This is a genomic window from Herbiconiux dendrobii, assembly GCF_052048175.1.
Classification (GTDB): domain Bacteria; phylum Actinomycetota; class Actinomycetes; order Actinomycetales; family Microbacteriaceae; genus Herbiconiux.
In genome coordinates, this window is the sequence record NZ_JBLZQV010000002.1 from 637,584 (window position 1) to 661,656 (window position 24,073).

The following is a 24,073-nucleotide window of genomic DNA, read 5'->3' on the forward strand; positions in this document are numbered from 1 at the left end:
GCCGGCACGCATCATCCAGACCACCGCGACCATCTCGACCGCCCCACCGAAGGAGCACACATGAGCCAGTACGCCGTCATCAACCCCGCCACCGGCGAGACGCTGTCCGAGTACCCGACCATCACGAACACCGAGCTGGGCGACGCCGTGCAGTCGGCGGCGGATGCCTTCGAGGGCTGGTCGCGCAAGGTCACCGTGGCCGACCGTGCCGCGCTGATCGCGAAGGTCGCCGAGCTGCACACCGAACGCCGACAGGAGCTCGCCGAGATCGCCGTGCGCGAGATGGGCAAGCCGCTGGACCAGGCGCTCGGCGAGGTCGACTTCGCCGCCGCGATCTACCAGTACTACGTCGACAACGGCGAGACGTTCCTGGCCGACGAGCCGATCGAGCTCTCCGACGGCACCGGATCGGCGTTCATCCGCCGGGCCGGCCTCGGCGTGCTGCTGGGCATCATGCCGTGGAACTTCCCCTACTACCAGGTGGCGCGCTTCGCCGGGCCGAACATCGTGGCCGGCAACACCATCCTGCTGAAGCACGCCCCGCAGTGCCCGGAGTCGGCCCTGGCGATGCAGGCCATCTTCGAGGAGGCGGCCGCATCCGTCGGCGCCCCCGCCGGTGTGTACGTCAACATCTTCGCCACCAACGAGCAGATCGCCACCGTGATCGCCGACCCGCGCGTGCAGGGCGTGTCGGTGACCGGCTCCGAACGCGCCGGCGCGGCCGTGGCCGAGATCGCGGGCAAGCACCTCAAGAAGGTCGTGCTCGAGATGGGCGGCTCCGACCCCTTCATCCTGCTCTCGACCGCCGACCTCGACGGCGCGGTCCAGGATGCGGTCAACGCCCGGCTCGACAACAACGGGCAGTCCTGCAACGCGGCCAAGCGGTTCATCGTGATCGACTCGCTCTACGAGGAGTTCGCGGCGAAGTTCACCGCGGCGTTCACGGCGGCGCAGCCGGCGGATCCGTTCGCCGAGGGCACGCTGCTCGGCCCGCTGTCGTCGGAGGCCGCCGCCGAGCGGCTGGGCGAGCAGGTCGACCGCGCCAAGAAGCAGGGCGCCACCGTTCTGGCCGAGGGCTCGCGCTCGGGCACCTTCTTCGGCCCCACCGTGCTGGCCGACGTCTCGGAGGAGATGGACGCGTACCACGAGGAGTTCTTCGGCCCCGTGGCGTCGCTGTACCGCGTGGAGTCGGAGGAGGAGGCCGTGCTGCTGGCCAACGACACCCCCTTCGGCCTGGGCTCGTACGTCTACACCACCGACCAGGAGCAGGCGCTCCGCGTGGCCGACGCGATCGACGCCGGCATGGTGTGGATCAACCTCGTGCTCGGCGACGCCGCCGAACTCCCCTTCGGTGGAGTGAAGCGCTCGGGCTCGGGCCGCGAGATGGGCCGCTTCGCGCTCGAGGAGTTCATCAACAAGAAGCTCATCCGCATCGCCTGACCCGCGAGGAGGCTCGCCGGTTCGGGGAGACGAGACAGGGGGGCGCGTGGCCATCACGGACTGGGCGTTCATCGCGCTGGGCAACGGCGGCGAGAGCGCCGGCGGCGAGCGGGTCGAGGTGCAGGCCGACGGGCTGCGGTCGAGGTTCGTGGTGGTTCCGGATGCGGCGGCCGCGGCATCCGTCGCCGTCGAGCTGGCCGAGGCCGGCATCCAGACCCTCGAGCTGTGCGGCGCCTTCGGCCCCGCCGACGTCGTCGCCATCCGCGAGGCGACGGCCGGCCGGCTTCCCGTGGGATCGGTGCTCTACGGACCCGATTCGGTCACCGACTTCGCCGCCCTGCTGGAGGACTGAGGCGACCGTCTCGGACTCCGGCGGCGGCCTCGGCCACCGTCGGACGGCGTCAGTCGCCCCAGCCCGCGAGGTGCGCCTCGAGGTCGGGCTCGGCGTCAAGCACGCGCAGCGGAGCCGTGCGATGCTCGGTTCGGAAGCCGTGGTCATCGGGGTGGCGCTCCCGGCGCCGCTCGGCCCGGCGCGCGGCCATCCGCAGTGCCGGACCGGCCTCGGGATCGGTGCCTGCACCGGCGGGGCCGGGCTGCGCGGTGACGTCGATCCAGCCGAGGGTGCCCACGCCGATCTGCTCCGTGGCGGCCGCGAGCGTCTCGTGAAAGGCCTCGCGGTCCGCGCGGGGGACGCTGAAGAGCGCGTCGACCGCGATGCTCAGCCGGGCCCCGGCGAGCAGGGCGACTCCCTGACTACGGGCGACGATCCGTTCATCGGCGGGCAGTGCGGCGGCGAGCTCGTCGTCGACCACGATGCGCGCGTCCGGCAAGGCCTCCAGCAGGAGGTCGGCGCAGACGAAGGTGGCGGCCACGGCGCCGGCGGGGAGTTCCACCACCACGTCGAGGGCGGCGGTGCGCAGACCGCGCGTCGCGCCGCCGGGACCGCGCAGTCCGATGCGGTCGAACAGCACCAGCGCCTCGGCGTTCTTGCGTCGCCGCAGCTCGCCGCGGTCGCGGGAGCGCCCGGCGAGATCGGCCCCGTCGTGCCAGGCCACGGCCTCCGGCACGTGCGCGAAGACGGCACCGTGGGTCCAGGCGCGGTGCGCCCACTCCCAGTCCTCCCCGCCGTAGCGGTCGAAGCGCTCGTCGAACCCGCCCGTCTCGGCGAAGAAGGCGCGCGAGCAGGCCAGAACGGCGCCGATGATGAAGCGGTAGGAGTGATGGTCGGCGTCGAGCAGGTTCTGTGAGGCGGCGTAGGCGTCTCGCAGCCAGGCGGGCTCGGGCAGCTCGGCGCGGGGGCCGGCCTTCTCGACCGGCTCCGCCGCGGCGGCATCCGTGTCGTCGAACGCCGCGTGCCGGCGTCGGCCCACGGTCACGGCCTCGGGGCACACCGCCGGCAGCCTGCTGAGGCGGGCCAGGTACTCGGGTTCGGGCGCGGTGTCGGCGTCGAGGAAGCAGAGCACATCTCCCGATGCCACGGCGGCACCCGCGTTCCGGGCCGCCGCCGCGCGGAACCCGCGGTCGGGGAGGCGGATCAGGCGGATGCCCTCGGGCACGTGCGGGGCCGAAGGCGATCCGTCGTCCACCACGATCACCTCGAGAGCGGGGAGGGTCTGCCGGCACAGGGCGTGCAGGGTGCGGCTCAACTCGACCGGCTGATCGTAGTGCACGATGACCACCGAGACGCGCGGGGGTGCATCCGGTTCCAAGTCGTCGAGCAGGTCCCAGGCGTTCCCGGGCACGCTCCGCCCCGGCGCGGGAAGGGGCGTCACCAGGCCACCTCGGCCCAGAAGCGGCGGTAGAGGGCGGCCACCTCGGTGAGGTCGGGGCCGAGCCGGGCGGTGTCGTCGAGCCAGGTGGACTCCGGATGCGCGAGCGCGTGCTCGATCGCCTCGGGGAGGGCGCGGCCGTCCACGACGGTGAGCGCGTTGCGGTGCAGGGCCGCCATCTCGTGCATGTAGCGGCTCGCGAGCACGAGGGGCCGCCGGCCGGCGCCGAGCCAGCTGGCTAGTGATCCCGAGGCCGAGACGTGCCGGTGCGCGATCACGGGCACGGCCGATCTCCGGGAGCGCTCGCGCAGCTCGTCGTCGCTGAGGTATCCCGAGATCGTGAAGGCGACGCCGGCGTAGCGGGCCAGCCGGCGTACGTTCTCGACGTCGTGCTCGTGCCCCTCCGAGGCGCGGCCGAGCGCCTCGACGACGGGCCGAGGCTGCCGGCGCAGTTCGCCCACGGCGCGCAGCACCCGGTCGTGCCCCTTGCCCGGGTAGACGTAGCCGAGCACGCTCACCGCGGGCGCGACTCCGGTGCCCGGGCTGCCCTCGGAATGCCGTGAGGGATCGGCGGGGCGATCGGCGTCGCGGCCGTCGGAAGCGCGGTGGCCGTCGACCGGGAGGGGGATTACCGTCGCGACGGCCGAACCGCCCACGTACTGCCCGAGCAGCTCGGCCTCGTGCCGGCTGTTGCAGACCACACCGCTCGCCGCCTCCACCACCCGCCGGTAGGAGGCGGCCCGCCGCCCCAGACTCCCGGCGCCGTCGGAGGGCTGCGGCAGGTCGTGCAGGGTGACCGTGACGGATGCCCGCCGCGCCAGCTGCTCCACGGCACCGGCGGCGGCATCCGGATCGGAGCCCCACAGCCGGTCGGTGAAGTGCAGGTGCACCCGATCGCCGGTCGCGGCCTCACCGGTCGCGGCCTCCTGGGAGGTCGCCTCGCCGATCGCGCCCACACCGGAGACCGCCTCGTCCGCCGCCCCGGCCACCGCTTCGGCGAGGCGCTGCGCGTAGAGGGTGACCCCGTGGCGGGGGTCGCGGGTGAGGAGCAGGCGGGGTGGGTGCGGGGCGGCGGGAATCGCCGCGAGCCGGTCGTGTGCCGCAGTCTCCGGCGTGCGCACGCGGGCGACGCGCTGCCCGGAGCGGGAGTCGAGGGTGGTCATGCGGCCGCGAGCTCGCGAAGAGTCGTCGCGTGACGGTGCAGCCCGGCGGTCACCGCGTCGGGGTGCTCGGCGTACCAGCGCAGGTGGGCGAGACGCACCTCGGCGGACGGCACGGCGCATCCGTCGACCGTCCAGTCGGAGGTGGACTCGGCGTCGAGACCGAAGGCGTCGATCACGGCCTGTTCGCGCGGTGCGTGCACCGAGTCGAGCAGCGGGCGGCCGGGATCGCGGGGCGACAGCCCGGTCGAGCCCTGGGCGAGGCCGAGCGCCTCGAGCGTGCGCGCGCCGAGGGCGGCCCACACCGGGTTGCCCGGATGGTTGATCGTACGCATCGAGTCGAAGGTGGGCGAGGCGAAGAGGTCGGAGACCACGACGGTGCCGTGCCGCTGTTCGCGCTCGCGCAGCTCACCGGTCGACGCGGCGGCGATCGCGGCGGTGGCGCGCGCCGTGAGCGCGGGCAGCGCCGAGCCGGCGGCCTCCATCAGCACGCCCGCGTCGTGATAGGCCACGAGCGGCGGCGTGAGCGAGGTGTCCGAGGGCGGACGGATGATGAGGTGCCGCGGGTACAGCCCGGCGAACCGGATCACGGGCAGCACGGCCACCCCGGTGCCGGCGCGCGTCGAGGCGAGCAGCTGGCGCGTACCCACCGGGAGCCCCCGGTAGTCGTCGCGGATCGGCTGCAGCACCACGAAGTCCGCGCGCTCGAGCCAGGCGTGCAGCTGCGTGGCCTCGGCCGCCGTGAGCTCGTGCACGGGCGGCGTGCGCACGGTGGTGAGCGCCTCGGGCATGACGGCCCGCACCGACTCGGCCTGGCAGTTGCCCACCGAGAGCAGCACCCGCGCATCGGCCGGCACCGCCTCACGGGGCGTTCGGCGGAACAGGTCGAGCGGATCGGCGGGCACCACCCCACTCTGGCTCGAACCGCCCCGCGCCGCACGCCCCTCAGAGCTCGGACTCGACCGGGGTGGGGTTGAGGAGGTCGGCGACCGAGTTCAGGATCTCCGAGGGGCGGAAGGGGTAGCGGTCGATCTCGGTCTGGTCGCTGATGCCCGTGAGTACGAGGATGGTGTGCAGGCCCGCCTCGATGCCGGCGACCACGTCGGTGTCCATCCGGTCGCCGATCATGCCCGTGTTCTCGGAGTGCGCACCGATGCGGTTCATCGCCGAGCGGAACATCATGGGGTTCGGCTTGCCCACCACGTAGGGCTCCTTGCCGGTGGCCTTTGTGATGAGGGCGGCGATGGCGCCGGTGGCCGGCAGCGGGCCTTCGGCACTCGGCCCCGTGGCATCCGGATTCGTCACGATGAAGCGCGACCCGGCGCCGATCAGGCGGATGGCCTTCGTGATGGCCTCGAACGAGTAGTTGCGGGTCTCGCCGATCACCACGTAGTCGGGCGCGGTCTCGGTCATGATGAAGCCGGCCTCGTGCAGCGCCGTGGTGATGCCCGCCTCACCGATCACGAAGGCGCTGCCGCCCGGCATCTGGTCTTTGAGGAAGGCGGCGGTGGCCAGGGCGCTCGTCCAGATGTACTCCTCGGGCACCTCGAGGCCGCTGGCGCGCAGCCGGGCCGAGAGGTCGCGCGGCGTGAAGATGGAGTTGTTCGTGAGCACGAGGTAGGGCTTGCCCTCGTCGCGCCACTGCTGCAGCAGCTCGGCCGCGCCGGGAACGGGGTGGTTCTCGTGAACCAGCACGCCGTCCATGTCGGTCAGCCAGCATTCGATCTCATCGCGACCGGTCATGTGGAGCTCCTTCCGTGCCGGCCTCCAGAGTACAGCGGGCGGGTGAACGCGGGCTCGGGAGCCCGATCGCGTTGTAAGGTTCGAGGACAGCTCGACGGATCAGGTCGGCCAGGGGAGGGGAGTCCTTCGTGACACGACGAGGCGCGCGATTCGAAGGGCGGTCGGCTCTGGTCGTCGACGATTCGGAGGATCAGGGCGACCTGCTCCGGGTGCACCTCGAGAGACTCGGCTTCACCGTGTCGGTGGTGGGCACGGCCGAGGTGGCGATGAGGTCGTACCGTGCCGACGCACCCGAGGTCGCCGTGGTCGACCTGTTGCTGCCGGGTATCGACGGCTGGCAGCTGGTCGCCGCCATGAAATCGGAGGTTCCCGATTCGCGCCTCGTGGTGACCTCGGTGCTCGGTGTCGAGGATTATCCGAGCGTCGACGCGATCCTGCCGAAGCCGTTCACGTTCAAACAGATCGCCCACACGATGGACACCATTTTCCCGAACGGGTGACGGTCGCAATCGCAGGGGGGAGCGAGCGGATGAGAGTACTGATTGCCGACGACGACGCGGATCTGCGCGACCTGGTGACGATCGCGGTGGAGAAGGCGGGATCCGAGGTCGTCGCCGCCGTCGCATCCGGAACCGAGGCCTGGGCGGCGCTGCAGTCGACGGATGTGGATCTGGCCGTGCTGGACATCTCGATGCCCGGCATGACCGGACTGGAGGTCGTCGAGAAGGTGCGTTCCGACGACGAGCTGCGAGAGCTGAGCGTGCTCATCATCACCGCCGACGGTGCGCCCGGCATCGCCGAGCAGGTGCATCTGGCCGGGGCGAACGGATTGATCACGAAGCCGTTCCCGGTGCGGGAGCTGGTGCGATTCATCCGCGACGTCGCCGAGCGACTGTGATGCCCGCACCGCGTCGGCTCGCCCGCGTGACGCTCGGGACCTTCGGATCGTGGTCCCCGATCCTGAAGCACGGTGCCGCCCTCACCGGTTTCGCCCTCGCGACCCTGGTGCTGCTCTCCCCGTTGGGCATCAGCGGCGACGTCGTGCCGGTGGTCGTTGCGGATGCGATCGTGCTCGCGGCGGCCGCCTTCGCGATCGCACTGCCGCGCACGAGCCTCTCACCGCGCTGGGAGATCGCCATCCCCTTGGTCACCTTCGTGGCCGTGGCGCTGCTTCGGACGGCGACCGGCGGTCAAGTCTCCCCGTTCGGTGCGCTGATCATCATCCCGGTGATCTGGATCGCCTCCGAGCAGGGCGTGCGGCACATCCTGATCGCGGTGGCGGGCGTGCTGTTCATCGTCGTGCTGCCGTTCCTGGTGGGCGTCTCGTCGGTGGACGTGGCCTCCGACGTGGTGCGACTGATCTTCACCCCGGCCGTGTTCGCGATCGCCGCGGTTCTGATCAATCAGATCGCCCGGGTGCAGCACGACCGCCTGCTGCGCGTGCAGCAGCTCGTCGACGAACGGGACCAGCTGGTCGCCTCGCTCGAGCAGTCGACCCGGGAGGCGCACCGCCAGAAGGAGCAGAGCCTCGAGGCGAACCGGCTGCGCGACAGCGTCTGGGATGCGATCACCGGGCACGCCATCATCGGCACCGATCTGGATGGCCGGGTGAACGTGTGGAACCGCGGCGCCGTGAGCCTGCTGGGCTACACCAGCGGGGAGGCCATCGACCGGCTCGCCATCACCGACATCCATCGCCCCGACGTCTCCGGCGAGACCGGCGAGGGCGCCGGCGACGGTGGGTTCACGGGCGACGCCGAGGCGTCCGAGCGGCGGGACTGGACCTACGCGCGGAAGGACGGATCCGAGTTCCCCGCCCACGTCGCGGTGTCGGAGCGGTTCGACGAGGACGGCCGTTCGGCCGGCTTCATCTTCGTCGCCACCGACGAGACGGAGGCCACCGAGCTGCAGCGGCTGAAGGACGAGTTCACGAGCCTGATCTCGCACGAGCTGCGCACCCCGTTGTCGTCGATCCTCGGGTACGTCGAGCTGCTCCGGCCCGAGGACGAGTTCGACGATCCGATGACCGGGCAGCAGCTGAAGTACCTCGACGTCGTCGACCGCAACGCGCGGCGGTTGCTGCAGCTGGTGGGGGACCTGCTGTTCACGGCCCAGGTCGGATCGGGGCGCTTCACCATCGAGCCTGTCCCGACCTCGATCACGGCCCTCGTGCGGGCGGCCGTCGACACGGCGTCACCGACCGCCGAGAACGGCCACATCGCTCTCGCCGTCCTCACGCCCGAGCAGGACGTCATGGTGACGGTCGATCCGCTCCGGATCGGCCAGGCGCTGGACAACCTGCTCTCCAACGCGGTGAAGTTCACGCCCCGCGGAGGCGCGGTCACCCTCACGCTGGAGCGTGGCCCCGACGAGACGAGGGTGATCGTGCAGGACACCGGCATCGGCATCCCCGCGGATGAACTCGACCGCCTCGCGGAGAGGTTCTTCCGGGCCAGCACGGCCAGCCAGCACGCCGTCAAGGGTGTCGGGCTCGGCCTGACCATCACGAAGGCGATCGCCACCGCGCACGACGGCCGGATCGAGATCGCCAGCACGGTCGGGGTCGGCACCACCTTCACGCTGGTGCTGCCCGGGGCGTCCGCCGCCTCCTGACCGGAGCGCGGTGCCGTGCGGTCGTTCGGCTGCATGCGGCCTAGGATCTCCTGGGGGCCTAGGGGCCTAGGGGCCTAGTGGCCTAGGGGTACGAACGAGGGGGGCGGATCCATGAGCGGTCGAGCTGCGAAGTCAGGCGCGACCAGGGCCGCGTTGGTCCTGGCCGTGTCGGTCGCGATCGCGGTGACGGTCTCCGGATGCGCGGGGCCGGCTCCCACGTCCGGGGCGTCTCCGGACTCGACGGCGGTCGGAGCGACGTCGTCGCCGATGCCGATCGAGCAGGTGGTGGCGTTCGATCCGATCGCCGAGCCTCTGGTGGTGGCCGGACGTTCGCTGGTGGCCGGGTCCGACGGATTCGCCTCGCTGGAGGCCCGTACCGCTCTCGACGTGGCCGTGCAGCAGCTCGACGCATCCGTGCAGGTCGCTCAGCTGTCCGCGGCCGGTGGCCCGGCGGCGAGCCAGGCGACTCCGCCGGTCGACGAGGCGAGCATCGCCGCCGACCTGTCCGCCCTGTACGCGGCGATCGGCACCGTGCGCACGGGTGTGATCGAGACGGCTGCCCGGGTCGTCAACGACGAGACCCCGGATGCGCCCCAAGCCGTGCGCGACCAGCTCTACGGTGCGATCGTGGCGCAGCAGGCCGCCGCGGCCGCTCCGGCCACCGACGACACTCCGCGTCAGCTGCTCGAGCTCGTGGCACTGATCCGGGCCGCGCAGGATGCGCAGGTCGAAGGGGCAGCCGCCGCCGAGGTGGCGCGCCAGGCCGACGAGGCCGCCTCGTCGTCGGGCGAGGGTTCGTCATCCGGTGGGGAATCCGGTCCGGACTACATCTCGATCCCGATTCCGCCGATGCCGCAGCTCATCTGCCGCTTCGACGAGAACATGCAGCCGGTCTGCACGAGCGGCTGAGCTTCCTGCCGGCGGTGCTCGAGGAGTCTGCGCCGGCGGGTCAGGACGTCGGGGTCGCGGTTCGGAGTTCGGCTGTGACCCGGTCGCGGATGGTGCGCTCGAGGTCGGTCAGCTCGGCGAGCACCTGATGGGCTGCGAAGGCCCGATCGCGTAGGCGGTCGTTCAAGGGCGTCAGGATGCCCACCTCGGCGAGTGTGGCGATGGCGCCGTTGGCCGCGTTGTAGCTCACGCCGAGCGCCGACTGCACGCTCGATGCGGTGGCGACCGGATGCGCCGGCAGCAGCTCGATGAGGCCGGCGGCCGCCGATCCGGCGCGGGGCCTGACCTCGGAGTGCCATCCGACGGGCAGGCCGGCGAGCATGCCCGGGAGCGTGAGGCAGGCCTCGGCCGCGATGGTCGCTGCACGCGAGATGCCGGTCACGATCGGCTCCGGGTCTCCGTCGCGATAGGCGTTCAGGAGGGCGAAGTACCCCGTCTGGTCGGCCACGAGGGCCGAGGCGATCGGGATCACGGTGTCGCGGGCGAGGCCGCGGTGGCGGAGCACCGCCTGGATCAGCGCTCGCCCGATACGGCCGTTGCCGTCGGAGAACGGATGGATCGATTCGAACTGCGCGTGGACGACGGCAGCCTGCGTGAGCGGGGGCAGGTCGGAGCGGGCTGCGAACACGAGAAGATCGTCGAGCAACTCGGCGACGAGCTCGGGCGGCGGCGGGATGAACAGAGCGTTGCGCGGAGCGTAGTCGCTGCCGCCGATCCAGTTCTGCACCTGGCGCACGGAGCCCGCCTCGGCGCTCTCATGGGCATCGTCACGCATCAAGGCGCGGTGGGCGGTGAGCAGGTCGCCCACCGTTATCGCCCGATCCGGCGACGTGGCATCGACGAGGGAGGCCACCGCCTCTGAGGCCGCGACCATCGCGGTGGCGGAGTCATTGGCCCGGCTGCCTGCCACGGCGCGCGCGTAGTCCTCGACGGACGCATCGAGGTGCTCGATCTTCGACGAGGCCACGGACTCGAGGCGGATCAGCATGTGCCGCAGCGCGCCGAAGCCCGCGCCGGGAGCGGACCGGTTCGTCTCGTCCAGACGCGTGATCGCGGCGATGGCCTCGCGCTCTGTCGACGAGGCCAGGTCGGGGGTGGGGGTAGCCGCTATCCGGGGAGGTATCGACACCTCGATCGCCGTGAGCATACGGTCTGCCTTCGTGCCGGCGCGGCGCGACTGCGACCAATCGATGGTTTGACGCGCGTGAGGGGGCCACTTCATGATCGCCTCCAAACCTGCGATAGTCCGTTTGTTATCTCAGTTTATCGCCTTAACCTGAGATAACGCGAGGCTTATCTCAGGTTAGCGACGCTACCCATTGACTCCCAGCGGTTTGGGTTATTCCGACCCTAAGGGTTATAGTCGGGTTCACCTTTAGGGGGTGAGCGGGATGGCGCAGCAAGATGCAGCGACAGCCGTCGAGGCAGCGGAGCCGACGGCGGGATCGATCGCGCTCGCCGTGTCGACCGTGATCTTCGGGCTGCGGCCCGACCGGCCCACCGCCCTGCCGAGCCTGTGGCTGCCGCTGGTGCGCCGCATCCGCCCGCCGTACGAGGGGCAGTGGGCGCTGCCCGGCGGGCCCGTCCGGCTCGACGAAGACCTCGAGGCGGCCGCCGCGCGCACCCTCGCGGCCACCACCGCGCTCGAACCCGGGTACCTCGAGCAGCTGTACGCCTTCGGTACCCTCGACCGCTCGCCGGCCGGGGCGAAAGACCGGGTCGTGTCGATCGTCTACTGGGCGCTCGTGAATGCCGACGAGGCGAGCGCGGCCGGAGCCGGGGCATCCGAGCCCACGAACGTGGCCTGGTTCTCGGTCGACGACCTGCCCGACCTCGCCTTCGACCACGACGTCATCATCGAGTACGCCCTCTGGCGGCTGCGCAACAAGGTGGAGTACAGCCGCATCGCGCACGCCTTCCTCGGCGACACCTTCACCCTCGCCGAACTGCGCGAGGTGCACGAGGCCGTGCTCGGCCGCACGCTCGATCCGGCGAACTTCCGCCGGCAGATCGAGAGCTCCAACACCGTCGTGCCCACCGGCAAGCGCGTCACGGGCACCAGCTACCGCCCCCCGAAGCTGTACCGCTACAACAACAGCGCCGAACCCGTCGATCGCGGGCCCTTGACGCGAACCACCACTCCCTCGAGAAAGCCGCGAACATGACCCGCACCCTGTCGGTCGACAACGAGATCCAGCTGATCACCCAGGGCGCCCCCGGCGTCTCCGGATCGACCTGCACCCCCGAGCTCGCCGAAGGCCCCTGGGTCTTCGACCTGCAGCCGCCGTCGTACGGGCCGGGCGCGTCGATGGCCGATCCGATCCCGGCCGAGGCGCCCCGGCAGGGTCAACTGCCCGAGGAGTACAAGACGGCCTCGGCGATCGAGCTCGACGCCCGCATCCGTCGCGCCAAGGAGACGCTCGGCGACCGCGTCGTGGTGCTCGGCCACTTCTACCAGCGCGACGAGGTGGTGCAGTACGCCGACTTCGTGGGCGACTCGTTCCAGCTCGCGAACGCGGCGCTGACGGTTCCGGATGCCGAGGCCATCGTGTTCTGCGGCGTGCACTTCATGGCCGAGACCGCCGACATTCTGGCGAAGCCGTCGCAGTCGGTGATCCTGCCCAACCTGGCCGCCGGATGCTCGATGGCCGACATGGCCGACATCGACTCGGTCGAAGACGCCTGGGCCCAGCTCGAGGACATCTACGGAACGTCGCCCGACGCGGACGGTCGCGTGCCGATCATCCCCGTCACCTACATGAACTCCTCGGCCGACCTCAAGGGGTTCTGCGGGCGGCACGGCGGCATCGTGTGCACCTCCTCGAACGCGGCGACCGTGCTCGAGTGGGCGTTCGAGCGCGGGCAGCGGGTGCTGTTCTTCCCCGACCAGCACCTCGGCCGCAACACCGCCAAGGCGATGGGCGTGCCGCTCGAGCGGATGCCGATGTGGAACCCGCGCAAGGCTCTCGGCGGCTCGACCTCAGAGGAGCTGCTCGACGCGCAGGTCATCCTGTGGCACGGCTTCTGCTCGGTGCACAAGCGGTTCACGGTGGCGCAGATCGAGAAGGCGCGGGCCGAGCACCCCGACGTGCGCGTGATCGTGCACCCCGAGTGCCCGATGCCGGTCGTCGACGCAGCAGACGGCGCCGGTTCCACCGACTACATCGTGAAGGCGATCGCCGCGGCGCCCGCCGGCACCACGTTCGCCATCGGCACCGAGATCAATCTCGTGCAGCGCCTGGCGAACGAGTACCCGCAGCACACGATCTTCTGCCTCGACGACGTGATCTGCCCCTGCTCGACGATGTACCGCATCCACCCCGGCTACCTCGCGTGGGTGCTGGAGGAGCTCGTGGCCGGCCGCGTGGTGAACCGGATTTCCGTGGGCGACGACGTGGCCGTGCCGGCCCGCGTGGCGCTCGAGCGGATGCTCGCGGCCCGGCCGTGAGCGCACTCGAGGCGGCGGGCGCGCCGGGTGCGGCGGGTGCGGCGGGCCCCGAGGTGAGTGCTGCGACGAGTGCCGCGGGGCGCGGGCGGGCACGGCGGGTGGTCGTGGTGGGCAGCGGCGTCGCGGGGCTCGTGACCGCGCTGACGCTGAAGGCGCGCTGCCGGGAGCGCGGGGTGCCGATCGAGCTGACGGTCGTGACGAAGTCGACGATCGACGACAGCAACACGCGCTATGCGCAGGGCGGCATCGCGGCGGCCGTGATGCCGGGCGACACCGTCGAGTCGCACGTCGCCGACACGCTGGCGGCCGGAGCCGGGCTGTCCGACCCCGCCGCCGTGGCCGCGCTCTGCGGCGACGGGCCCGAGCGCATCCGCGACCTCATCGCCTGGGGCGTGGGCTTCGACCGCGAAGGCGGTGCCGTGGATGCCCCGTTCGACGCCGGCCTGGAGGGCGCGCACTCGATGCACCGCATCCTGCACGCGGGCGGCGACGCCACCGGCCTCTCGATCGAGAGCGCACTCGTGCGGGCGGTGCGCTGGGCCGGTATCGCGGTGATGTCGTCGACCTTCCTGGCCGATCTGGTGACGGTTCCGGATGCCGGCCGCGTGGTGGGGGTCGAGGTGGTGCGCGGGGGAGCGCGGGAGGTGCTCGCCGCCGACGCCGTCGTGCTGGCCAGTGGGGGCATCGGCCAGCTGTACCCGTTCACGACGAATCCCATCGTCGCCACCGGCGACGGGGCCGCGGCCGCCTGGCGCGCGGGGGCCGTGCTGGCCGATGTCGAGTTCGTGCAGTTCCACCCGACGGCGCTCGCCGTACCCGGCGCCTTCCTGGTGTCGGAGGCGGTGCGCGGCGACGGCGCGGTGCTCGTGAACGGTGCCGGCGAGCGGTTCATGGTGGGGCGGCATCCGCTCGCCGAGCTCGCCCCTCGCGACGTCGTGGCCCGCGAGATCGCCGCCGAGATGCGGCGCTCGGGTCAGCCGGTGCGACTGGATGCCACGGGCATCGGCGTCGAGGAGCTCGGGCGCCGCTTCCCCACGATCTCCGCCGCCATGCGGCAGAACGGCCTCGACTGGGCGCACGAACCGGTACCGGTGGCTCCGGCGGCGCACTACTGGATGGGCGGCGTGGCCACCGACCTCGACGGGCGCACCTCTGTCCCGGGCCTGTGGGCCGTGGGCGAGGTCTCGTGCACCGGTGTGCACGGTGCCAACCGGCTGGCCTCGAACTCGCTGCTGGAGTCGCTCGTCTTCGCGCACCGCGCGGCGACCGCGCTCGCCGAGGCGCTCGCGGGTGCGGCAGCGGAGCCCGCGGTCGCGTCCGCCGCGCCCGACTCGCGCGCGCCGGCCCCCGGTCGCGCCGAGACGCACGAGCCCTCACGGGCTGAGTGGCGCGAGCCCACGCGGGCCGAGCTGCACGAGCTGATGTGGGCGAGCGCGGGGGTCGGCCGCGACGGCGACGCGCTCCGAGCCGCCCGTGCGACGCTCGCGGGGTGGGGCATCGACACCCGGTCCGGAGCGGATCTCGACCTCACCCGGCTGGAGACCGCCAACCTGGTGCAGATCGCGCGCCTCGTGGTGGAGTCGGCGCTGGCACGGGAGGAGTCCCGCGGCGCGCACTTCCGCGGCGACTTCCCCGGTGTCGAGGCCGCCTTCGCCGGCCATCTCGTGCTGTCGCGCGCGCATCCGTCACCGCGTCTCGTGCCGACCGTGGCCCACGCGGTCACGGCGGCGACCGCGGCCGAAGCAGCCCCCGCAGCCGCCGCCGCGCCGGACACGGCGCCGGCACCCGCCCGTACCGAAGCGCCCGCCCGCACTCCAGAGAAGGTCACCGCCTGATGCTCACCGCCCAGATCATCGACGACGTCGTCTCGCGCGCGCTCGCCGAAGACGCCCCGTGGGGCGACATCACCTCGGAGCTGCTCATCCCCGAGGCCGCCGAGGTCGAGGCGACGCTCGGCGCGCGGGAGGAGGGCGTGTTCAGCGGGTCCGCCGTGTTCGAGGCCGCGATGCGGCAGGTCGACCCGCGCATCCGCACGGTGTTCCACGTCGCCGACGGCGAGCGGTTCGCCGCCGGTGCCGTGCTCGCCACCGTGAGCGGTCCCGCACGCGGTGTGCTGCGCGGCGAGCGTGTGGCCCTCAACCTGGTGCAGCGGATGAGCGGCATCGCGACGCTCACCGCCCGGTACGTCGCCCTCGTGGCCGGAACCCGCGCCCGGATCGTCGACACCCGCAAGACCACGCCCGGCCTCCGCGCCCTCGAGCGCCAGGCCGTGCGCGACGGCGGCGGGCACAACCATCGTTTCTCGCTCTCCGACGCCGTGATGGCGAAGGACAACCACCTCGCCGTGCTCGCCGCCCAGCACGGCGGCGACGTGACGGCGGCCCTCACGGCCGTGCGGGCGCAGCTCTCGCACACCACCCACCTCGAGGTGGAGGTCGACCGGGCCGAGCAGATCGAGCCGGTGCTGGCCGCCGGCATCGACACGATCATGCTCGACAACTTCGGCCTCGACGCCCTCCGCGCCGGCGTCGAACAGGTCGGCGGCCGGGCGCTCGTGGAAGCCAGCGGCGGGGTGAACCTCGACACAGTGGCGGCGATCGCGGCCACCGGGGTCGACGTGATCTCGGTGGGAGCGCTCACCCACAGCGTGCGCTCGCTCGACCTGGGCCTCGACGTGGGCTTCGTGCCGGATGCCGCCACCACCGTCCCCGCCGCGGCGCCCGCCGCCACGCCCCTCGCTCCCACGGCCCCCGCCGCCGCCGCGCCCGCCCGCCCGTGATCTATCTCGACGCCGCCGCCACCACGCCCGTGCGCCGGGAGGTGCTCGAGGCGATCTGGCCGTTCCTCACCGGCGAGTTCGGCAACCCGTCCAGCCACCACGGCGTGGGCGACTCGGCCTCGCGGGCACTCGCCGCCGCCCGCCGCACGGTGGCCGAGGTGCTCGGCTGCCGGGTGAGCGAGATCGTCTTCACCTCGGGCGGCACCGAGGCCGACAACCTCGCCGTGAAGGGCATCGCCCTGGCCGCGCCTCGGGGCCGGCATGTCGTGCTCAGCGCGATCGAGCATCCGGCGGTCGTCGAATCGGTCGAGTTCCTGCAGCGGATGCACGGCTTCGAGGTGACCGTCGTGCCGGTGGATGCCACGGGGCTGGTCGACCCCGACGAGTTCACTGCCGCTCTCCGCCCCGACACCACCCTCGCCACCGTGATGACGGCGAACAACGAGGTGGGCACGGTGCAGCCGATCGCCGAGCTGGCAGCGCGCGCGCATGCCCTCGGCGTGCCCTTCCACACGGATGCCGTGCAGGCGGCCGGCTGGCTGCCGCTCGGGCTCGACGCCCTCGGGGTGGATGCGCTGAGCTTCTCGGGCCACAAGCTCGGGGCGCCCAAGGGCATCGGTGTGCTCGCCGCTCGGCAGCGGCTGCGGCTCGAGCCGCTCGTGCACGGCGGCGGTCAAGAACGAGGGGCCCGATCCGGCACCGAGAACGTGGCCTTCGCGGTCGGACTCGCCACCGCCCTCACGCTCGCCGAGGCGGAGCGCGTCGAGGCGGCCGTGCGCATCACGGCCCTGCGCGACGAGTTCATCCGCGGTGTGCTCGACCGCATCCCCGCCGCCGTGCTCACGGGGCATCCGGCCCACCGCCTGCCCTCGGTGGCCTCGTTCTGCTTCCCCGGCACCAGTGGCGAATCGGTCCTCCTCCAGCTCGAGGAGCGCGGCGTGCTCGTCTCCAGCGGCTCGGCCTGCGCCGCCGGCGACGACGCGCCCTCCCCGGTCCTGCTCGCGATGGGCCTGGCCCCCGAGGTCGCGCAGACCGCAGTCCGCTTCACCTTCACGTCCTCCACCACCGAGGCCGACCTGACCACCGCGCTCTCCTCCCTCGAGGCGTCCCTCGCCACCCTCCACGCCCTGGGCTCCTGATCCGCCTGCGCAAGAGCACGACACTCAAGCCCGACAGGCCGTACCCGACGACCCAGGGTGAGTGGGTGGCCGGAGGATGCGACCGAAGGCCGCGTCCTCCGACCGCACACTCACATGTCGCCCGGCGCCGGACAGGGACCGGCGCCGCCCGGTCACGCCGAGCAAAGCCCGGCGCGACCCGCAGCTAGCTGCTCAGCCAGATGGCGTCGAGCGAGGCGGGGGCGATCTCGACGGGGGGCGTGCCGACCGCGCCGGTGACCGCGAGCACGACGCCGTCGCCGAGGGCGATCGGGTCGTAGCCGGCCTCCTCGGCCGTCTCGACGCGCACGGCGGTGCCGGGGCCGATGCCGCTCTCGGCGAGGGTGCGCAGCAGCTCGGGGTCGCGGTCGCTGATGCGCACCACGTGGCCCTCGTGGCCCGGCGCGGCGTCGGCGAGCAACACCGCGTCGAAGTCGGGCACCACGCCGGCGGCGGAGGGGATCGGGTCGCCGTGCGGATCCTGCACCGGCCGCCCCAGCCGTTCGTCGATCGCATCGAGCAGCCGCTCGCTCACGGCGTGCTCGAGCACCTCCGCCTCGTCGTGCACCTCGTCCCACTCGTAGCCCATCTCGCGCACCAGCCAGGTCTCGATCAGGCGGTGCCGGCGCACCACGCCGACGGCGCGCAGGCGGCCCTCGGGGGTGAGGGTGAGCGGGCCGTAGGGCACGTGCGTGATGAGCCCGGCGGCCGCGAGCTTCTTCACCATCTCGGTGACCGACGAGGGCGCGACGCCCAACCGCCCGGCGAGGGCCGACGGGGTGATCGGATCGGGCTGCCACTCGGTGTGGGCGTAGATGGTCTTGAGGTAGTTCTCGGCCGCGGTGTCCTGCCCGGCGATCGTCTTCTGGGCGGGACGGGGTGCGGGCGCGTGCGTCGTCATGATGCCTCCAAGCCTAGGCTCTGGGCCGTTCGGCAGCCGATTCGGTTAGCGGATGCAGATTTCGGCGATAGTGAGGCCGTATACGAGGTCACTCCTCGACATTTCTGCATCCGCTGACCGAAGGAGGCCTCTCGGGTCCCGTCAGGGCTCGAGCAAGAGGCCGGAGGAGGCCATCGCGCGCTCGACGGTGATCTCGATCACCACGCGCTGCGGGTTCGGTCGTGGCTCGCGGTAGCGGGCGGCGTAACGGCGAACGGCGTCGGCCACCGAATCCGGGTCGTCGAGGATGCGCGCCGGGCCCTCGAAGCTCAGCCAGCGGGCGCGCTCGACCTGGCTCACGCTCGCGCGGCCGCCTCGGCGCACGTTGAGCACCTTCTGAGAGGTGCCCGAGGTGATGATGCGCACCGTGCGGCCTTCGAGGGTGAACCCGACCGGCACCTGGTGCGGGCTGCCGTCGGTGCGCAGGGTGGCCAGGGTGGCGAGGTGGTAGTCGGTGACGAAGGCCTCGCCCTCCGGTGTGAGCAGGCCGTGTGGTGCGCCGCCGGGTACGGATGCGCGGGCGGGAGCGGGTTCGGTTGCGGGCACGGGCGACGTCGGGGCGGATCCCGGTCGCGCGGTGCTCCAGGAGGGGAACGTCAGCGTCGTGACCGAGGCCAGCGGCGTCTGCACCGGCGGCCCGTCGGGCAGCCCGGTCGCCCCGTCCAGGGCATGGCTCGTCACGCTTCCCGAGCCCTGGTGCATCACGTGCAGCCGCAGCCCGTCGACCGCGACCGCCCGGGGGAGCTCGCCGCCGCTGGCGAACGGCGCGAGAACGTCGAACGAGCCGTCGGGCTGCACCCGCACGGGCACGATCCGGTCGCTTCCGCGGATGCCGAGGTAGACCGTGCGGCCGTCGTCGGCCACCGCGATGCCCGAGCCGCTCTCGCCGGGGCGCGGGGCCTCGGGCAGCAGGTCGTGGGCGGCGACGATGCGGAAAGGGGCGTCCGGATGCGGTCGGTCGACCACGATCAGCTCGATCGAGTACTCGGTGATCACGAGCAGGCGGCCCTCGGGCAGCGGGGCGAGATGGCGCGGGCCGGATCCGGGTGGCAGGACGAGTTCCTGCTCGAGCACGAGCCGGAGGCCGTCGGTGTCGTCGAGTCGCCAGAAGCGCAGCAGGTCGTAACCGAGGTCGGTGGTGACGAGGTGCGTGGCGTCGAGCAGCAGGGCGGAGTGGGCCCGGCTCGTGCGCGGCTCGCCGGTGTGCGCATCGATCGCGACGCTCTCGTCGCCCGCGTGTGGATCGGCGGCGGCGGGTGCCGGCACTCCCTCGCCGAGCGCGCCCTCGGCGTCGAGCGGGAACAGCACGACGGCGCCGTCACCCCAGCACGAGGCCACCACGAAGCGGCCCTCCGGATCGACGGCGAGGTGGCAGACGGCCGCTCCGGCGGCCCGGCTCAGGCCGAGCGGGGCGAGCGACGGCTCCCGCGGCGCCGCGGCCGTCACGTCGCCGCTCACTCCGAACGCCGAGACCCGGCCCGTGGACTCGGAGGCGGCGTAGAGCACGGGCAGCTCCGGATGCGCGGTCAGCCAGGTCGGCGACGGCAGGGCGAAGGCCGGTCCGGCCACGACGAGCGATCCGTCGGCCATGTGCCGCAGCGGCGTCACTCCGGCGCCGGTACCGCCCGCCTCTTCGGTGTACGAACCGGCCCAGACGACGGGGGCGGTGGGATGCGCGGCGGAGTCCATGCACACCATTCTGGCCCGCGGGCGCTGGTATTCTGGAACCCCGGCGGTCGCCGGCTACCACGGGGGTACTTCGATTCCAATCGGCGACGCCGGCACGCGCATGTCCGTGCGGCAGATGGTCACGCAGAGCGACACCGTGCGGGCGCTGCGCTCGCCGCGCATCCTGAGCCGCGAGGTGCTGGCGGGCATCGTCACCACCCTCGCGCTCATCCCCGAGGTGATCTCGTTCTCGGTGGTGGCGGGGGTCGACCCGCGGGTCAGTCTCGTGGCATCCGTCGTTCTGGCCATCAGCATGTCGGTGCTCGGCGGGCGCTCGGCGATGGTCACGGCGGCGGCCGGATCCGTGGCCCTCGTGGTGGCACCGCTGGTGCGCGACCACGGGGTGGAGTACCTGCTGCCGGCGATCGTCCTGGCCGGCATCGTGCAGATCGCGTTCGGGGTGCTGGGGCTCGCGCGGCTGATGCGGTTCATCCCGCGCAGCGTGATGCTCGGCTTCGTGAACGCGCTCGGCGTGCTGATCTTCGCGGCGCAGGTGCCGCACCTGATCGACGTGCCGTGGATCGTGTATCCACTGTTCGCGCTGACCGTGGCCGTGGTGCTCGCGCTGCCCCGGGTGACGAAGGCGGTGCCCGCGCCGCTGGTGGCGATCGTGCTGGTGACGGCGATCGTGATCGTGGCGAACCTCGACGTGCCGAACGTGGGCGACGAGGGGACGATCGGCGGCGCGCTGCCCGGCATCACGCCGCTGCTGGTGCCGCTGAACCTCGAGACGCTGCAGATCATCTGGGCGCCCGCGCTCAGCGTGGCCTTCGTGGGGCTGATGGAGAGCCTGCTCACCGCGAAGGTGGTCGACGACCTCACCGACACCCGCTCGCACAAGAGCCGCGAGTCGTGGGCGCTCGGCATCGCGAACATCCTGGCCGGCTTCTACGGCGGCATCGCGGGCTGCGCGATGATCGGCCAGACGGTGCTGAACGTGAAGGTCGGGCGGGCTCGCACGCGCATCTCGACGGTGGCGGCCGGGCTCGTGCTGCTGCTGATGGTGACGCTGCTCGCGGACGTGATGGCGCAGATCCCGATGGCGGCGCTCGCGGCCGTGATGATGATCGTGGCCGTCACGACGGTGGACTGGCACAGCGTGCGGCCGTCGACGCTGCGGCGGATGCCTCTTCCCGAGACGCTCGTGCTGGCCGTCACGATCGTGGTGGTGGTGGCGACGGGCAACCTCGCCGTGGGGGTGCTTGTGGGCGTGGTGCTCGCGATGGTGCTGTTCGCGCGCCGGGTGGCGCACGTCATCCGCGTCGAGCGCGTCGTGACGCCCCCGGCCGGTGCGGCGGCGCCGGTTCCGGATGCTGTGGTGCGGCCGGGTGCGCCGGTTCCGGATGCTGTGGTGCAGCCGGTCGCGCCGGTTCCGGATGCCCCCACTTGCGCCGCGCCTGCCGTGCTGTACCGCGTGCAGGGGCCGCTCTTCTTCGGCAGCAGCAACGACCTGGTGGAGCAGTTCCGCTATGCCGACGACGCCGCGCTCGCCCCGGCGCCCGCGGAGGTCGCCGTCACGGTCGACTTCAGCGCCTCGCAGATCTGGGACGCCTCCACGGTCGCCGCCCTCGACTCGGTGCGCACCAAGTTCCACGCGCACGGCCTCGCCGTCGACTTCGCCGGCCTCGACGAGCGCAGCACCCTCTTCCACGACCGCCTCACGGCCTTCGACGCCACCCGCGAGGCGTAGGTCCCGCCGTCGCCTCGCGCAGACGGGTGCCGATGGGCGCACAGGACGGACATTCGGAGGACATTTCAGGTACAATCGAGGAACGGAGGTCGTCCAATGTCCCACGCACTCGCTGTTCCCGACGCTCGGCAAGGTCGTCATCAGGCCCACGTTCGAGCCTTGAAGACCGATTTCGGTGCCGCGATCGAGGTTCTCTCCGACATCCTCGGCAAAGGTCTCGTGGCGGTGATCGTCGACAGAGACGTCAAGACCGTTTCGCGCTGGTCAGCCGGCCAGGGGCCGCGCGGTGATGAGGACCGACGTCGCATCATCGACGCGGTGCAGATCGTCGAGATCCTGCGCACGGTAGAGTCGCCGGACGTGGTTCGGGCGTGGTTCATGGGAATGAATCCTCAGCTCGACGACGAGAATCCCGCCGAGATGCTGGCTGCCGGTCGGGCGCGTGAGGTGATGGCCGCTGCCAGGACTTACGTCGATCTGGGCTGAGTGCGCATGCCTTAACATGAGTGAATGTCGACTGTGCGCTTCATCCCGGTCGTCATGCCGCCCGGAGTGCTCTTTCGCGTGGAGAGGCTCACCCCCGCGTTGCGCTTCTCCCGGATCGATGAAGCCACGGCCGCGCTCGATGGGGCCGGCAACCGCTTCGACGTGCTCGGCTCGGGTGTCCTCTATGCAGCAAGCACGGTCCAGGCCGCCCTTGCTGAGACCGCCGCCCACTTCCGGGTGAGCGTGACGCTGCTCGAGCGCCTTGCAACGGCGGGAGCCTCGGCGAGCGACTTGCGTCGACCTTCCCTCGGTGCGGCGTGGCGGGATGCGAGGGTCATCCGCTCGCTGCGCGTGCGGGATTCTCTTCCCTTCGTCGACATCGAGGACGCTCGGACGCATGTCCTGCTGACGGAGCAGGCCAGCCCGCTGCTGACTGATCTCGGCGTACCGCTCTTGGACGTGCCGGCGGAGCGGGGCCGGTCCCGACTCCTCACTCGTGGTTTGGCGACGTGGGCGCGATCCGCCACGGATGATGCCGGCGATCCGCTCTACGGTGGGATCCGCTACCTGTCCAAGCTCAGCAACGACTACGAGTGCTGGGCGATCTTCGAGGGCGCTCACCTCGAGGTGCGCGAGGAGCGGCGGATCACGCCGACGGATGCCGACCCGCTCGCTGTAGTCGACAGGCATGGGATCCTCGTGGATTAGAGCGCCCACGACCGCAGGTAGATTTTTCGGTGGGCCTAAACCGTTGTGTGCTAATTTTTCGGCATGCCTAAAAGTGCGACGCCGGCGCCGCCCGCCTCCGGTGCGGGGGCGGCGTTCGTGCCGCGGCCTCGGTGGTGGCATCCGCTGGCCCTGTTCGGGCCCGCGTTCGTGGCCTCGATCGCGTACGTCGACCCCGGCAACGTTGCCGCGAACCTCACCTCGGGGGCACAGTACGGGTACCTGCTGGTGTGGGTGCTGGTGCTGGCGAACGCGATGGCGGTGCTGATCCAGTTCCAGTCGGCCAAGCTCGGCATCGTGACCGGGATGACGCTGCCCGAGCACGTGGGGGCGCGAACCCGGCCCTGGGGGCGGCGCGCGTTCTGGCTGCAGGCCGAGCTGGTGGCGGCGGCGACCGACATCGCCGAGGTGATCGGCGGGGCGCTCGCCCTGAACCTGCTGTTCGGGCTGCCGCTCGTGCTCGGCGGCGCGATCGTGGGCGTGGTGTCGATGGTGCTGCTGCTCGTGCAGTCGGCGCGGCGCCAGCGCAGCTTCGAGTTCATCATCATCGGGCTGCTGGCGGTGATCGCCGTGGGGTTCCTGGCGGGTATCTTCGTGTCGAACGTCGACTGGCTGGCCGCCGCCGACGGGCTCGTGCCGCGCTTCGAGGGCGCCCCCACCGTGCTGCTGGCCGCGAGCATGCTCGGCGCCACCGTGATGCCGCACGCCATCTACCTGCACTCCGCCCTCGCCCGCGACCGGCACCACGCCGCCTTCGCCGCCGAAGCGGAGAAGAGCGACTTCACGCTCGGCGGCAGCGCGGATGCGGCGGGAAGCGCGACCGAGCGCGGGACCCGGCCGCACGGGGCCGGTGCCGAGCGACTGCGGGGGCTGCTGAGGGTGACCCGCGCCGACGTGGTCATCGCGCTGGTGCTGGCCGGCGCCGTGAACATCGCGATGCTGCTGCTGGCCGCGTCCAGCCTGCGCGGCGTCGACGGCACCGACACGATCCCGGGCGCCTACGACGCCATCGCCGCCGCCCTCGGCCCCGCCATCGCCACCATCTTCGCGGTCGGCCTGCTCGCCTCCGGACTCGCCTCCACCTCCGTCGGCGCCTACGCCGGATCGGTCATCATGAAGGGCCTGCTCCGGGTGCGGGTGCCCATCCTGGCCCGTCGTGTGGTGACGCTCATCCCCGCGCTGGTCGTGCTCGGCGCAGGCATCGACCCCACGTGGGCGCTGGTGCTGAGCCAGGTGCTGCTGAGCATCGGCATCCCGTTCGCGCTGGTTCCGCTCATCCGTCTCACCGGCGACCGCGCCGTGATGGGCGAGTTCGCCGACCGGATGCCCGTGAGGGCCACCGCCTGGACAGTCGTCGCCCTGATCGTCGCCCTCAACGTCGTGCTGATCGTGCTCACCGTGACCGGCGCCGCGTAGCCTCACGATCGCGCACCCGACGCGTCACCG

Annotated in this window: 22 protein-coding genes; 15 read left to right on the plus strand and 7 right to left on the minus strand. The window is 72.0% G+C overall.

What is annotated here, in order from left to right; all coding sequences use genetic code 11:
- Positions 1-60: 60 nt before the first annotated feature.
- Positions 61-1,440, plus strand: a complete 1,380-nt coding sequence (locus ACN4JJ_RS07910) for an NAD-dependent succinate-semialdehyde dehydrogenase (protein ID WP_440709364.1) — start codon at positions 61-63, stop codon at positions 1,438-1,440.
- 46 nt (positions 1,441-1,486) lie between these two features.
- Positions 1,487-1,792, plus strand: coding sequence for a DUF6506 family protein (locus tag ACN4JJ_RS07915; protein ID WP_440709365.1), 306 nt, complete (start codon positions 1,487-1,489; stop codon positions 1,790-1,792).
- 49 nt (positions 1,793-1,841) lie between these two features.
- Here ACN4JJ_RS07915 and ACN4JJ_RS07920 read toward each other — a convergent pair whose 3' ends face one another.
- The 4 genes from ACN4JJ_RS07920 to ACN4JJ_RS07935 are packed head-to-tail and all read right to left on the minus strand — an operon-like array spanning position 1,842 to position 6,112.
- Positions 1,842-3,212 carry a glycosyltransferase family 2 protein gene (locus tag ACN4JJ_RS07920; protein WP_440709366.1) on the minus strand — a complete coding sequence of 457 codons (1,371 nt, stop codon included), beginning with the start codon at positions 3,210-3,212 and terminating at the stop codon, positions 1,842-1,844.
- Positions 3,209-4,372, minus strand: coding sequence for a glycosyltransferase family protein (locus ACN4JJ_RS07925; RefSeq protein ID WP_440709367.1), 1,164 nt, complete (start codon positions 4,370-4,372; stop codon positions 3,209-3,211). The genes ACN4JJ_RS07920 and ACN4JJ_RS07925 overlap by 4 nt, the downstream gene beginning before the upstream one ends.
- Positions 4,369-5,274, minus strand: a complete 906-nt coding sequence (locus tag ACN4JJ_RS07930) for a WcbI family polysaccharide biosynthesis putative acetyltransferase (RefSeq protein ID WP_440709368.1) — start codon at positions 5,272-5,274, stop codon at positions 4,369-4,371. Before ACN4JJ_RS07930 ends, ACN4JJ_RS07925 begins: the two co-directional genes overlap by 4 nt.
- Positions 5,275-5,314: 40 nt before the next feature.
- A complete protein-coding gene (locus tag ACN4JJ_RS07935; RefSeq protein ID WP_440709369.1) occupies positions 5,315-6,112 on the minus strand; it encodes an HAD-IIA family hydrolase in 798 nt (265 codons plus the stop codon).
- 128 nt (positions 6,113-6,240) lie between these two features.
- On the opposite strand from ACN4JJ_RS07935, the gene ACN4JJ_RS07940 reads away from it, so the two are divergent.
- From ACN4JJ_RS07940 to ACN4JJ_RS07955, 4 genes are all read left to right on the plus strand, one after another.
- Positions 6,241-6,612: a response regulator gene (locus ACN4JJ_RS07940; RefSeq protein WP_440709370.1), complete on the plus strand. Its 372-nt coding sequence runs from the start codon at positions 6,241-6,243 to the stop codon at positions 6,610-6,612.
- Between the two features lie 29 nt (positions 6,613-6,641).
- Positions 6,642-7,010, plus strand: a complete 369-nt coding sequence (locus tag ACN4JJ_RS07945) for a response regulator (RefSeq protein WP_440709371.1) — start codon at positions 6,642-6,644, stop codon at positions 7,008-7,010.
- 26 nt (positions 7,011-7,036) lie between these two features.
- Positions 7,037-8,725 carry a PAS domain-containing sensor histidine kinase gene (locus ACN4JJ_RS07950; RefSeq protein WP_440709372.1) on the plus strand — a complete coding sequence of 563 codons (1,689 nt, stop codon included), beginning with the start codon at positions 7,037-7,039 and terminating at the stop codon, positions 8,723-8,725.
- 111 nt (positions 8,726-8,836) lie between these two features.
- The gene (locus ACN4JJ_RS07955; protein ID WP_440709373.1) at positions 8,837-9,634 is read left to right on the plus strand and encodes a hypothetical protein; all 798 of its coding nucleotides are present in this window, start codon (positions 8,837-8,839) and stop codon (positions 9,632-9,634) included.
- 40 nt (positions 9,635-9,674) lie between these two features.
- Here ACN4JJ_RS07955 and ACN4JJ_RS07960 read toward each other — a convergent pair whose 3' ends face one another.
- Positions 9,675-10,820: a Fic family protein gene (locus ACN4JJ_RS07960; protein WP_440709374.1), complete on the minus strand. Its 1,146-nt coding sequence runs from the start codon at positions 10,818-10,820 to the stop codon at positions 9,675-9,677.
- A 244-nt stretch (positions 10,821-11,064) separates the two neighbouring features.
- On the opposite strand from ACN4JJ_RS07960, the gene ACN4JJ_RS07965 reads away from it, so the two are divergent.
- The 5 genes from ACN4JJ_RS07965 to ACN4JJ_RS07985 are packed head-to-tail and all read left to right on the plus strand — an operon-like array spanning position 11,065 to position 17,039.
- Positions 11,065-11,838 carry an NUDIX hydrolase gene (locus ACN4JJ_RS07965; RefSeq protein WP_440709375.1) on the plus strand — a complete coding sequence of 258 codons (774 nt, stop codon included), beginning with the start codon at positions 11,065-11,067 and terminating at the stop codon, positions 11,836-11,838.
- Positions 11,835-13,121, plus strand: coding sequence for a quinolinate synthase NadA (gene nadA / locus ACN4JJ_RS07970; protein ID WP_440709376.1), 1,287 nt, complete (start codon positions 11,835-11,837; stop codon positions 13,119-13,121). The genes ACN4JJ_RS07965 and nadA overlap by 4 nt, the downstream gene beginning before the upstream one ends.
- Positions 13,122-13,174: 53 nt before the next feature.
- A complete protein-coding gene (gene nadB, locus ACN4JJ_RS07975) occupies positions 13,175-14,956 on the plus strand; it encodes an L-aspartate oxidase (RefSeq protein ID WP_440709567.1) in 1,782 nt (593 codons plus the stop codon).
- The gene (gene nadC / locus ACN4JJ_RS07980) at positions 14,956-15,900 is read left to right on the plus strand and encodes a carboxylating nicotinate-nucleotide diphosphorylase (protein WP_440709377.1); all 945 of its coding nucleotides are present in this window, start codon (positions 14,956-14,958) and stop codon (positions 15,898-15,900) included. The genes nadB and nadC overlap by 1 nt, the downstream gene beginning before the upstream one ends.
- Positions 15,897-17,039: a cysteine desulfurase family protein gene (locus ACN4JJ_RS07985; RefSeq protein WP_440709378.1), complete on the plus strand. Its 1,143-nt coding sequence runs from the start codon at positions 15,897-15,899 to the stop codon at positions 17,037-17,039. Before nadC ends, ACN4JJ_RS07985 begins: the two co-directional genes overlap by 4 nt.
- A 184-nt stretch (positions 17,040-17,223) precedes the next feature.
- Here ACN4JJ_RS07985 and ACN4JJ_RS07990 read toward each other — a convergent pair whose 3' ends face one another.
- Complete coding sequence (locus ACN4JJ_RS07990) at positions 17,224-17,958, minus strand: metal-dependent transcriptional regulator (RefSeq protein WP_440709379.1); 735 nt, start codon at positions 17,956-17,958, stop codon at positions 17,224-17,226.
- Between the two features lie 141 nt (positions 17,959-18,099).
- Positions 18,100-19,686 carry a TIGR03618 family F420-dependent PPOX class oxidoreductase gene (locus ACN4JJ_RS07995; RefSeq protein ID WP_440709380.1) on the minus strand — a complete coding sequence of 529 codons (1,587 nt, stop codon included), beginning with the start codon at positions 19,684-19,686 and terminating at the stop codon, positions 18,100-18,102.
- 115 nt (positions 19,687-19,801) lie between these two features.
- Here ACN4JJ_RS07995 and ACN4JJ_RS08000 point away from each other — a divergent pair, with 115 nt between their 5' ends.
- The 4 genes from ACN4JJ_RS08000 to ACN4JJ_RS08015 all read left to right on the plus strand — a co-directional run bounded on the left by ACN4JJ_RS08000 (position 19,802) and on the right by ACN4JJ_RS08015 (position 24,043).
- On the plus strand, positions 19,802-21,415 hold the full coding sequence (locus ACN4JJ_RS08000; RefSeq protein ID WP_440709568.1) for a SulP family inorganic anion transporter: 1,614 nt from the start codon (positions 19,802-19,804) through the stop codon (positions 21,413-21,415).
- A 159-nt stretch (positions 21,416-21,574) separates the two neighbouring features.
- On the plus strand, positions 21,575-21,901 hold the full coding sequence (locus tag ACN4JJ_RS08005; RefSeq protein ID WP_440709381.1) for a hypothetical protein: 327 nt from the start codon (positions 21,575-21,577) through the stop codon (positions 21,899-21,901).
- Between the two features lie 33 nt (positions 21,902-21,934).
- A complete protein-coding gene (locus ACN4JJ_RS08010) occupies positions 21,935-22,609 on the plus strand; it encodes an RES family NAD+ phosphorylase (RefSeq protein ID WP_440709382.1) in 675 nt (224 codons plus the stop codon).
- Between the two features lie 63 nt (positions 22,610-22,672).
- Complete coding sequence (locus ACN4JJ_RS08015) at positions 22,673-24,043, plus strand: Nramp family divalent metal transporter (protein ID WP_440709383.1); 1,371 nt, start codon at positions 22,673-22,675, stop codon at positions 24,041-24,043.
- Positions 24,044-24,073: the final 30 nt, after the last annotated feature.